Annotated in this window: 11 protein-coding genes; 8 read left to right on the forward strand and 3 right to left on the reverse strand. The window is 72.9% G+C overall.

Features of this window, described 5'->3' with window-relative positions; genetic code table 11:
- Positions 1–2 precede the first annotated feature (2 nt).
- The 8 genes from FRZ03_RS01665 to serS all read left to right on the forward strand — a co-directional run bounded on the left by FRZ03_RS01665 (position 3) and on the right by serS (position 7,397).
- Positions 3–536 (forward strand): hypothetical protein, encoded by a 534-nt coding sequence (locus tag FRZ03_RS01665; RefSeq protein ID WP_146463308.1) that lies wholly within the window; start codon positions 3–5, stop codon positions 534–536.
- Entirely contained in the window at positions 533–1,081 is a 549-nt protein-coding gene (locus FRZ03_RS01670) for a flavin reductase family protein (protein WP_070025432.1), read from the forward strand. Before FRZ03_RS01665 ends, FRZ03_RS01670 begins: the two co-directional genes overlap by 4 nt.
- A complete protein-coding gene (locus FRZ03_RS01675) occupies positions 1,078–2,058 on the forward strand; it encodes a ferritin family protein (protein WP_146463309.1) in 981 nt (326 codons plus the stop codon). Before FRZ03_RS01670 ends, FRZ03_RS01675 begins: the two co-directional genes overlap by 4 nt.
- Positions 2,055–3,062 carry a beta-ketoacyl-ACP synthase III gene (locus FRZ03_RS01680; RefSeq protein WP_146463310.1) on the forward strand — a complete coding sequence of 336 codons (1,008 nt, stop codon included), beginning with the start codon at positions 2,055–2,057 and terminating at the stop codon, positions 3,060–3,062. The genes FRZ03_RS01675 and FRZ03_RS01680 overlap by 4 nt, the downstream gene beginning before the upstream one ends.
- A gap of 35 nt (positions 3,063–3,097) precedes the next feature.
- Positions 3,098–3,328 carry a phosphopantetheine-binding protein gene (locus FRZ03_RS01685; protein ID WP_031089523.1) on the forward strand — a complete coding sequence of 77 codons (231 nt, stop codon included), beginning with the start codon at positions 3,098–3,100 and terminating at the stop codon, positions 3,326–3,328.
- Complete coding sequence (locus FRZ03_RS01690) at positions 3,328–4,548, forward strand: beta-ketoacyl-[acyl-carrier-protein] synthase family protein (RefSeq protein WP_146463311.1); 1,221 nt, start codon at positions 3,328–3,330, stop codon at positions 4,546–4,548. Before FRZ03_RS01685 ends, FRZ03_RS01690 begins: the two co-directional genes overlap by 1 nt.
- A 106-nt stretch (positions 4,549–4,654) precedes the next feature.
- On the forward strand, positions 4,655–6,136 hold the full coding sequence (locus FRZ03_RS01695) for an APC family permease (RefSeq protein ID WP_146463312.1): 1,482 nt from the start codon (positions 4,655–4,657) through the stop codon (positions 6,134–6,136).
- Positions 6,120–7,397, forward strand: coding sequence for a serine--tRNA ligase (gene serS, locus FRZ03_RS01700; protein WP_146463313.1), 1,278 nt, complete (start codon positions 6,120–6,122; stop codon positions 7,395–7,397). The genes FRZ03_RS01695 and serS overlap by 17 nt, the downstream gene beginning before the upstream one ends.
- Positions 7,398–7,455: 58 nt before the next feature.
- On the opposite strand, the gene fabI is transcribed toward serS, so the two are convergent.
- The 3 genes from fabI to FRZ03_RS01715 are packed head-to-tail and all read right to left on the reverse strand — an operon-like array spanning position 7,456 to position 9,943.
- Positions 7,456–8,223 carry an enoyl-ACP reductase FabI gene (gene fabI, locus FRZ03_RS01705; protein ID WP_146463314.1) on the reverse strand — a complete coding sequence of 256 codons (768 nt, stop codon included), beginning with the start codon at positions 8,221–8,223 and terminating at the stop codon, positions 7,456–7,458.
- Positions 8,220–8,546, reverse strand: coding sequence for a ferredoxin (fdxA, locus tag FRZ03_RS01710; RefSeq protein WP_146463315.1), 327 nt, complete (start codon positions 8,544–8,546; stop codon positions 8,220–8,222). The genes fabI and fdxA overlap by 4 nt, the downstream gene beginning before the upstream one ends.
- 29 nt (positions 8,547–8,575) lie before the next feature.
- The gene (locus FRZ03_RS01715; RefSeq protein WP_146463316.1) at positions 8,576–9,943 is read right to left on the reverse strand and encodes an MFS transporter; all 1,368 of its coding nucleotides are present in this window, start codon (positions 9,941–9,943) and stop codon (positions 8,576–8,578) included.
- Between the last annotated feature and the right edge of the window lie 66 nt (positions 9,944–10,009).

Here is a 10,009-nt window from a genome sequence, read left to right on the forward strand (position 1 = left end):
CCATGGACCAGGCGAACCCCTTCGAGACCCCACGCACCTACTCGCTGCACCGCGCCGAGTACCTGGTGGGCCTCGCCGTCACCACGGGCATGATCGTCTACCACTTCGGCGACATCCGCTGGCTGCCGGCGCTCGGACTGTTCCTCTACATCGACCTGATCGGCTACATCCCCGGCGCCATCGCCTTCCGCAAGAGCGGCGGACGGCCGATCCACAAGGCGTACTACGTCCTGTACAACGTCATGCACAGCCTCATCACGCAGGGCGTCGTGGCCGCGCTGTGGTGCTGGCTGGTCAAGCCGGAGTGGGCGCTGCTGGTGCTGCCGTTCCACCTCTTCGGCGACCGCGGCCTGTTCGGCAACTTCATGAAGTCCTTCGCGCTGCCCTTCGAACCGGTGCGCCAGGCGGGCTATCTGCGCCTCCTGGACGACCTGGGCCTGCCCCACCCCAAGCCGGTCGGGCACGAGGCGGACCCCGCGCCGGTCGGCCACATCCCCGCGCGTCCCGTCGTACGCGAGACGGAGGCCGCACGATGACCACCGCCGCGACCCCGGTGCGCCGGGCGGTGCGTCAGGACCCGGCCGAGCGCCGGCGCGCCCTGTACCACCTGGCCTCCCCGGTGTCCGTGCTGACCACGGGCCCCGAGGAACGGATGCACGGCACCACCGCGAGCACCGTCACCCTGGTGTCGCGCTCGCCCCTGCTGGTCGGGGTGGTGCTGCGGGCGGGCTCGTCCTTCGCCCGGCTCGCCGCCCGTGAGGGCCGGTTCGCGATCAATGTGCTCGGCGGTGAACAGGCCGACGTGGCACGGCGGTTCGCGGACAGCTCCCGGCCCGACGGCAGCGCGGCCTTCGCGGGCCTGGCCTGGACCACCGACCGGTACGCCCAGGCCCCGCTGATCGCGGGCGCGCTCGCCCACTACGTCTGCCGGTTCCACTCCGCGCACGCCGCGGGCGACAGCGAGCTGCTGCTCGGCCATGTCGTCCGGGCCACCGCGGACGAGGGCCTGCCGCTGTTCAGCTACACCGGCGGGCTGTACGCCGGTTCCCTGCGTCCGGCGAAGGAGACCGCCGCATCATGACCGCACCCGTTGCCCCCGAGGCGGACTGGGAGAAGGCACCCGGTCTGCTGGACGGCGCGAAGGAGCTCACCCTCGGCCCCGAGGAGTGCGACCTCGCCTACTGGTTCACCTCCGTCGCCCAGGGCACCCTGCGCGACCGGGGTGCCACCGGCCACCACGTGAACGCCCTCACCCCCGACTTCCTGAAGGCCCCCGGCCCGCTGCGCGACGCGCTGATCCTGGAGTTCGGCTTCCGGGCCCTCTCCGAGGAACTGGCCACCCGGCTGCTCGGCCACTACGTGACCATCGCGCCCGGCATCCCCGAGATGGAGTTCTACGCCACCCAGCTGATCGACGAGGCGCGGCACGCCCGCGTCTTCCGCCAGCACCTGGTGGACCTCGGCATCCCGCAGAGCGCCCTGCTGCGGGAGATCGAGGAGATGTCCCAGGACTACCGCAAGCGCGTCCTGGACCCGGTGGTGGACTTCACCCTGGACATCGTCCGCGACAAGGCCGACTTCGCCGGCGGCGTCGGCGTGTTCGCCATCATCATCGAGGGCGTCCTCGCCCCCGCCGCCGAGCTGAGCGAGCGCAAGTGGACCCCGCTGTCCCCGGCGACCGGCGAGATCTCCCGGGGCACCGCCATCGACGAGATCCGCCACCTCACCGTCGCCAGCACCATCCTGCGCGACCACGTGATCCGGCACCCGGAGTACACCCCGCGGCTGCTGGAGATCCTGCGCTCGGGCGTGAAGCTGTGGGACGAGATCCCGGACCGGGAGTTCGTCATCCACCGCGAGGAGCTGTTCCAGGAAGGCATGTTCGCGCACGCCGACCTGATCGGCGACTACGAGGTGTGGCCCGGTGTCCGGCTCCTCGACACCACCGCCGAGCAGCGCTACGACATGGCCGAGCGGTGGACCGACGAGATGGCCGAGGTCCGCATGAAGTACATGGGCCTGCCCGTCGAGGTCCTCTCCTCGGAGGCCGGCGCATGAGCACCGGGCGGGCCGCTGTCGTCACCGGGATCGGATCGTACGTCCCGCCCAACCTCGTCACCAACGACGACCTGTCGCGGCGCCTGGACACCTCCGACGCCTGGATCCGCAGCCGTACCGGCATCGCCGGACGGTACGTGGTCTCCCCCGGCACCTCCACCGGCGACCTGGCGGTGGAGGCGGGCCTGAGGGCCCTGAAGTCGGCGGGCGACGAACAGGTGGGGGCGGTGGTGCTGGCCACCACCACCCCGGACCAGCCGTGTCCGGCGACCGCGCCGCAGGTGGCCGCGCGGCTGGGGCTCGGACAGGTGCCCGCCTTCGACGTGGCGGCCGTCTGCTCCGGGTTCCTGTACGGCCTCGCGTCCGCCGCCGGGCTGATCGCGGCCCAGGTCGCCGACAGCGTGCTGCTGATCGCCGCCGACGCCTTCACCACGATCATCAACCCGGAGGACCGCACCACCGCGGTGATCTTCGCGGACGGCGCGGGCGCGGTGGTGCTGCGGGCCGGCTCGCCGGACGAGCCCGGCGCGATCGGGCCGCTGGTGCTCGGCAGCGACGGCGAACTGAGCCATCTGATCGAGGTACCGGCGGGCGGCTCCCGGCAACGCTCGTCGGGCCGCCCGGCCGCACCGGAGGACCACTACTTCCAGATGCTCGGCCGGGACACCTACCGGCACGCGGTGGAGCGCATGACCAGCACGTCCACCGAGGCCGCCGAGCGGGCCGGCTGGCGTCTGGACGACGTCGACCGGTTCGTGGCCCACCAGGCCAACGCCCGGATCCTGGAGGCCGTCTCGGACCGGCTCGGCATCCCCGAGGAGCGGCAGCTCAGCAACATCGAGCGGGTCGGCAACACCGGTGCCGCCTCGATCCCGCTGCTGCTCGCCGAGGCCACCGCCGAGGGACGGCTCACCGCCGGCCACCGGGTGCTGCTCACCGCGTTCGGCGGCGGGCTGTCCTGGGGCGCGGCCACCGTCGTCTGGCCCGAGCTGCAGATCATCTGACCGACCGTCAGCAAAGCCCTTCGAAAGGAACCGTCATGCTGGAGCAGCTCAAGGAAATCCTGTCCAACAAGCTCAAGGTGTCGCCCGAGGCCATCACCCCCGACGCCACCCGGGAGGACATCGAGCTGGATTCGCTGGCCGTGGTGGAGCTGTCGCTGCTGCTGAAGTCCGAGCTGGACCTGGACGTCAGCGACGACGACCTCCTGGAGGCCGAGACCGTGGCCGACATGGTCCGGCTCATGGAGGAGCGGAGCGCGAAGGTCTGATGGCCGGGATGGACATCGCCGTCACCGGGCTCGGTCTGGTCACCCCCGGCGGGATCGGGGTCGGGCCGAGCTGGGCGGCGGTCTGCGACGGCAGGCCGGCCGCGGCCCTCGATCCGGTGCTGGCCGACAACCCCGTACAGATCTCCTGCCGGGTGCCCGGCTTCGACCCCGAGACCCTGCTCAGCGCGCGGCGGGCCCACCGCCTCGACAGGTTCGTGCAGTTCGCGCTGGTCGCCGCGCACGAGGCGGTGGCCGACGCGGGCCTGGACCCGCAGACCTGGGACGGCGCGCGGGTGGGCGTGGTCCTCGGGTGCGCCGACGGCGGTCCGGGCACGGTCGAGGAACAGCACCATGTACTGCGCGAGCAGGGCGCGGGCCGGGTGTCGCCGCTGCTGCTGCCGATGCAGCTGCCGAACATGCTGGCCGGTCAGACGGCCATCGAGTTCGGGGCGACCGGACCCAACCTGGTGGTGGCCACCGCGTGCGCGTCCGGCGCGACGGCCATCGGCACCGCCCGGGACCTGCTGGCCCTCGGCCGCTGCGACATCGTGCTCGCGGGGGGCAGCGAGGCCATGATCACCCCTCTGGTCATGGCCGGGTTCGCCCAGATGGGCGCGCTGTCGAAGCGGCACGACGATCCGGCGTCCGCGTCCCGCCCGTTCGACGCCGACCGGGACGGGTTCGTGGCCGGCGAGGGCGCCGGAATCCTGGTGATGGAGCGTGTCGCGGACGCGCGTGCCCGTGGTGCGCACATCCACGGGCGGATCATCGGGTACGGCGCGACGGCCGACGCCCACCACATGACGTCGCCGCATCCCGACGGCGCCGGCATCGAGGCGGCGGTCCGCGCGGCGCTCGCCGACGCGGGGGCCGATCCGGACGACGTGCAGCACGTGAACGCGCACGGCACGTCGACACCGCTCAACGATCTGTCCGAGGCCCGGATGATCCAGCGGACCCTGCGCGGGGATCCGGTGGTGACGTCCACCAAGGGGGTCACCGGACACCTGCTCGGCGCGGCGGGAGCGGTGGAGGCCGCGTTCGCCGTGCTCAGCGTGGAGCACGAAGTCATCCCGCCCACGGCCAACCTGGTGATGCCGGACCCCCGGATGGAGATCAAGTTGGCCCAGTCCCTCATCGAGATGCCGGTCGACCTGGCGCTGAGCAATTCGCTGGGTTTCGGCGGGCAGAACACCGCGTTGGCCATCGCACCGGCGTAACGCGCCGCGCCCCCGCCCGGGGCGCTCCGACAGCCGTCCGCTGAGCTGCTCCGCGGGCGGCTGTCGTCCGTACGTCCCCTTTTTCTCCCCATGTCCTGGAGTCCCCATGTCCACCAGTGGCTCGCCGCCCGCAGCGGGGCGGCTCGGTACCGCGCACATCCTCTTTCTGATCGTCGCCGCGGCGGCGCCGTTGTCCGCCATGGTCGGCACGGTCCCGCTCGCGTTCGCCTTCGGCGACGGGGCCGGGGTGCCGGCCGCGTTCCTCTTCGCCGGGGTGACGCTGCTGTGCTTCTCGGCCGGGTACGCGGTCAGCGCGCGCCGCACCGGAGGGTCCGGCGGCTTCTACGCGTCCGTGGCCGACGGGCTCGGCCGGCCGCCCGCGGTCGCCGCCGGATATCTGGCCCTGCTGTCCTACAACTGCGCGACCATCGGACTGGCCGGCGCGCTCGGCTACTTCACCCGGCTGGTGCTGGCCGCCCACGGCCTGACCGTGCCGTGGGAGTGGTGCGCGGCGGTCGGGCTGCTGCTGACCGCGGTGCTCGGCTACCGCGAGATCGCGCTCAGCGCCCGGGTGCTGGCCCTGCTGATGCTGGGCGAGATCGGGGTGCTGGCGGCGCTGGACGTGGCGATCCTCGTCCGGCACGGCGCGCACGCGCTGCCCGCCGCCTCGTTCTCCCCGCACACGGCCATGGGCCCGGGCGTCGGCGTCTCGCTGATGTTCGCGTTCGTGTCCTTCATCGGCTTCGAGTCGGCGGCGCTGTACGGCAAGGAGGCCCGCGACCCGAACCGCAGCGTGCCCCGGGCCACGTACGCGGCCGCCGCGCTGATCGCCGGTTTCTACGCGCTGACCAGCTGGCTGGCCGTGGGCGCGATCGGCCAGGACCGGGTGCGGGAGGTCGCGGGCAAGCAGATGGGCGACCTGTTCTTCGGGCTCGGCGACGACTTCCTGGGCACCGCGGGCAGCACCATGCTCCAGGTCCTGCTGTGCACCAGCCTGTTCGCGGCGACGCTGGCCCTGCACAGCGCCGCCAACCGCTACGCCCAGGTGCTCGCGGCGGACGGGCTGCTGCCGCGCCCGCTGGCCGCCGAGCACGCCCGGCACCGCTCCCCGCACCGGGCGAGCGTCGCGCAGAGCGTGCTGACCGCGCTGGTGCTGGCCGGATTCGCGCTCGCGGGCCTGGACCCGTACGCCGACCTGACCACCAGCATGCTGGGCCTCGGCACTCTGGGCATCGTCTCGTTGCAGGCGCTGGCCGCGCTGTCGGTGCTCGGGCTGCGGCTGCGCGCCGGGCAGGGGCACTGGTGGCGGGAGACCCTCGCCCCGCTGCTGGGCTTCGCCGGGCTCGCCGCCTCCGTCTGGCTGGTGGTCGGCAACTTCGACATGCTCACCGGCTCCCCCTCCGAGGTGATCGCCGCGCTGCCGTGGCTGCTGCCGCTGGTGGCGCTCGGCGGCCTGGTGTACGCGCTCCGGCTGCGCACCGCGCATCCGCTGCGCTACCGGCTGCTCGGCACCCGGCACACCGCCGCCGGACCGCTTCCCGCCCCCTCCCCCGCCCAGTCAGGAGACCGCCATGCACGATCCCAATGAGCTGATCGAGGCCGGCGCGGACGCCGTCCGGCGCCTGGCCCGCCGCCGTTACGACCTCGACCTGGCGGCCGTCTCCGGCGCGCTCGGCGCCCGCTCGGCCGCCAACGCGGAGGTGACCCGGCTGCGCACGGAGCTGAACCGGACGGCGAAGGCCCGCCGTTCGGGTCCGCCCAGCGAGGCCGAGAAGGAGGCGGCCCGGGCGCTGCGGGCCGAGGTGCAGCGGGCGGAGGCCGTCGCCCGGACGGCCGCGGGCGAGCTGACCGAGCTGCTGCTCGGGATACCCAACCTGCCGCTGGACGCCGTCCCGGACGGCGACTCGGAGAAGGAGGCCGTGGAGGTGCGGCGGGGCGGCCCCGCGCCGCGTCCGGCCGCCGGGGCCCGGCACCACGCGGAGATCGGCGAGGCGCTCGGCATCCTGGACGCGCCCGCCGCGGCGAAGCTGTCCGGCGCCCGGTTCAGCGTGGCGCACGGCGCCGGGGCCCGCCTGGAGCGCGCCCTCGCCGACTTCTTCCTCGACCTGCACACCCGGGAGCACGGCTACACCGAGCAGTCGGTGCCGTTCCTGGTCGGCCGGGACACCATGACCGGCACCGGTCAGCTGCCCAAGTTCGAGGAGGACCTGTTCCGCACCCAGGTCGGCGAGCGGGAGCTGTTCCTGATCCCGACCGCCGAGGTCCCGCTGACCAATCTGGTGGCCGGCGAGCTGCTGGACGCGCGGGCGCTGCCGTACGCCTTCACCGCCCGCACCCCCTGCTTCCGCGCGGAGGCGGGGGCGTACGGGCGCGACACCCGGGGCGTGCTGCGGCTGCACCAGTTCGAGAAGGTGGAGCTGGTGCGCGTCTGCGCCCCGGAACAGGCCCAGGAGCAGTTGGAGTTGATGGTCGGGCATGCGGAGGAGTGCCTGCGCAGGCTCGAACTGTCCTTCCGTACGGTGCTGTTGCCCGCGGGCGACATGGGCTTCTCGGCGCGGATGACGTACGACATCGAGGTGTGGCTGCCCGGTGGTGACGCCTTCCGGGAGATCTCCTCGGTCTCCGACTGCGGCACCTTCCAGGCGCGCCGCGCGGACATCCGGGTCAAGCGGGCCGACGGCCGCAAGACGCCGGCCGCGACGCTGAACGGCTCGGCGCTGCCGATCGGGCGGACCGTGGCCGCGCTGCTGGAGCAGGGCGTGCAGGACGACGGTTCGGTGGTGCTGCCGCAGGCGCTGGTGCCGTACACCGGGTTCCGGCGGATCCTGCCGGGTGGCACGACCGAGTGAGACACGCGGGAAGGGGGCGGAAGCCGGACCGGCTTCCGCCCCCTTCCCGTGCGCGCGCTCAGGCGCCGGTCATGTGCACCCCGCCGTCCACGTGGACGATCTCGCCCGTGGTGCGCGGGAAGAAGTCCGACAGCAGGGCGACGACCCCGCGGGCGGCCGGGTCCGGGTCGGTGAGGTCCCAGCCGGCCGGGGCCCGGTCGGTGGTCCAGACGTCGGCCAGCTCGCCGAAGCCGGGGATGGACTTGGCGGCCATGGAGCGCAGCGGCCCGGCCGCGACCAGGTTGCAGCGGATGCCGAACCCGCCGAGGTCGCGGGCGAGGTAGCGGCTGGTGGACTCCAGGGCGGCCTTGGCGACGCCCATCCAGTCGTAGTGCGGCCAGGCCACGGCCGCGTCGAAGGTGAGGCCGACGACCGAGCCGCCGCGCTTCTTCAGCAGCGGCAGGCAGGCCGTCGTCAGGGACTTGAGGGAGTACGCCGAGACGTGCACGGCCGTCGACACGTCGTCCCAGGTGCCGTCGAGGAAGGAGAAGGCGCCCTGGGGCCCGTAGGCGATGGAGTGCACCACGCCGTCGAGGGCGTCGGCGTGGACGCCGACCCGCTCGGCGAGGGTGTCCAGGTGGTCCTGGTCGGTGACGTCCAGTTCGAGCACGGGGGCGGGCTTGGGCAGCTTCTGCGCGAACCGCTCGATGAGGGAGAGCCGCCCGAATCCGGTGAGGATCACCTCGGCGCCCTCCTCCTGCGCGATCCGGGCCGCGTGGAAGGCGATGGAGGCGTCCGTGACGACGCCGGTCACCAGGATGCGCTTGCCGGCGAGGATGCCGCTCATGCCTTCACTCCCTTGGGCAGGCCGCTGACCAGCGGGGAGTCATGGTCCTGCGGGCCGATGGCGCTGCCACCGCCGGGCGATCCGAGGGTGGCGAAGAACTCGGCGTTGGAGGCCGCGTGGTCGTCGCCCCACTCCTCGGGCAGGTCGTCCTGGAAGTAGATGGCGTCGACCGGGCAGACCGGTTCGCAGGCGCCGCAGTCCACGCATTCCTCCGGGTGGATGTACAGGGCGCGGCGTCCCTCGTAGATGCAGTCCACGGGGCATTCGTCGACGCAGGAGCGGTCCTTGATGTCGACGCAGGGCAGTCCTATGACGTAGGCCATGCTCAACTCCTCGTTGATTTAAGGGTTGTTCACTTCAGGGACACACCGGTGGTGCGCTCGCCGAGGGCCAGCACGGTGACGGCGAGGACGGCCATGGCGGCGGCGATGACGGCGAACAGGGCGCCGGGGCCGTGGGTGTCGAGGACCGGCAGCAGCACGAACGGCAGTGCTCCGGCGCTGAGTTTGGACAGCGAGTAGGCGGCGCCCGCGGCCGTGGCCCGGATCTGTGTCGGGTACTGCTCGGCGAGGTAGACGTGGCTGACACTGGAGAAGACGTTGCTGAACAGCGTGTACGCGAACCCGCTGAGCACGATGAGTTCCGCGGAGCCCGCGTAGGCGAAGCCGAGGCCCGCGGCCACCATCGCGGCGGCGGACACGGCCACCAGGGTGCGGCGCTCCATGCGGTCCACGACCGGCAGGGCGAGGGCGGAGCCGACCGGGTAGCCGAGGAAGGACAGCGCGGTGAAGCCGAGGCCCGCGACGACGCCGTAGCCCTTGGCGGCGACGATCTGCGGGGCGAGGGTGCCGAAGCCGTAGTAGCCGACCACGGACAGGACGCAGAACACCCACAGCACGAGGGTGCGGCGCAGCAGCCCGGGCTTGAAGATGTCGCGCAGCCGGGTGTGGGCGACGGGGGCCTCGGCCTGCGGGGCGGGCGGTGCCAGGGGCAGCCCGCGCCCGGCCGCCTCGGCCTCCAGCCGGGCCACCAGGCGGTCGGCCTCCTCGGTGCGGCCGGTGGCGGCGAGCCAGCGCGGGGACTCGATCAGCTGGCGGCGCAGCACCCACACGGCGGCCGAGCCGAGCGCGCCGAGCACGAACAGCCAGCGCCAGCCGGCCACCCCGAGCGGGGACAGCGGCACCAGCCACAGCGCGGCGAAGCCGACCGCGGGCACCCCGCAGAAGGCGAGGGTGTAGGCCCAGGCGATGAACCGGCCGCGCTTGTTCGCGGGCAGCACGTCGGCCAGGTAGCAGTCGGACAGGGCCTGTTCGGCGCCGATGCCGAGCCCGGCGAGGAACCGGGTGACGATCAGCCAGGCGGCGTTCGGGGAGAAGGCGCCGAGCAGCGAACAGGCCGAGTAGATGGCCAGGTTGACCAGGAAGGCCCGGCGCCGGCCGAACCGGTCGGCGATCCGGCCGAGCGTCAGGGAACCGATGAACTGGCCCACGAACGCGGAGGCCAGGACGAGTTTGAGCGAGGTCGTGCCGAAGCCGAAGTCGGTCTGGAGCACCTTGCCGATGGTGCCGGACAGGTTGTTCTCGAAGGTGTCGAAGAACAGGCCGACGCCGATGACCGCGGTGAGTCTGCGGTGCAGGGGAGTGATCGGCATGCGGTCCAGGCGGGCGCCGATCGGGGCGGGAGCGGTGAGGCCGCCGGCCGCGGCGGTGGTCTGGGACATGGGGCGGGCTCCTAGGAAGCTGGTGTCGCAAGCTGTCGCTGTGCTTCTGGGGAGGGAACCGCCCGG

This window comes from Streptomyces misionensis (assembly GCF_007896895.1).
Lineage (GTDB): Bacteria > Actinomycetota > Actinomycetes > Streptomycetales > Streptomycetaceae > Streptomyces > Streptomyces misionensis_A.

What these genes read in the sequence shown, in the direction of transcription:
- FRZ03_RS01665 (WP_146463308.1), top strand. Translation starts at nt 3, where the DNA reads ATGGACCAGGCGAACCCCTTCGAGACCCCACGCACCTACTCGCTGCAC.
- FRZ03_RS01695 (WP_146463312.1), top strand. Translation starts at nt 4,655, where the DNA reads ATGTCCACCAGTGGCTCGCCGCCCGCAGCGGGGCGGCTCGGTACCGCG.
- FRZ03_RS01670 (WP_070025432.1), top strand. Translation starts at nt 533, where the DNA reads ATGACCACCGCCGCGACCCCGGTGCGCCGGGCGGTGCGTCAGGACCCG.
- FRZ03_RS01675 (WP_146463309.1), top strand. Translation starts at nt 1,078, where the DNA reads ATGACCGCACCCGTTGCCCCCGAGGCGGACTGGGAGAAGGCACCCGGT.
- FRZ03_RS01680 (WP_146463310.1), top strand. Translation starts at nt 2,055, where the DNA reads ATGAGCACCGGGCGGGCCGCTGTCGTCACCGGGATCGGATCGTACGTC.
- FRZ03_RS01685 (WP_031089523.1), top strand. Translation starts at nt 3,098, where the DNA reads ATGCTGGAGCAGCTCAAGGAAATCCTGTCCAACAAGCTCAAGGTGTCG.
- fabI (WP_146463314.1), bottom strand. Translation starts at nt 8,223, where the DNA reads ATGAGCGGCATCCTCGCCGGCAAGCGCATCCTGGTGACCGGCGTCGTC.
- serS (WP_146463313.1), top strand. Translation starts at nt 6,120, where the DNA reads ATGCACGATCCCAATGAGCTGATCGAGGCCGGCGCGGACGCCGTCCGG.
- fdxA (WP_146463315.1), bottom strand. Translation starts at nt 8,546, where the DNA reads ATGGCCTACGTCATAGGACTGCCCTGCGTCGACATCAAGGACCGCTCC.
- FRZ03_RS01690 (WP_146463311.1), top strand. Translation starts at nt 3,328, where the DNA reads ATGGCCGGGATGGACATCGCCGTCACCGGGCTCGGTCTGGTCACCCCC.
- FRZ03_RS01715 (WP_146463316.1), bottom strand. Translation starts at nt 9,943, where the DNA reads ATGTCCCAGACCACCGCCGCGGCCGGCGGCCTCACCGCTCCCGCCCCG.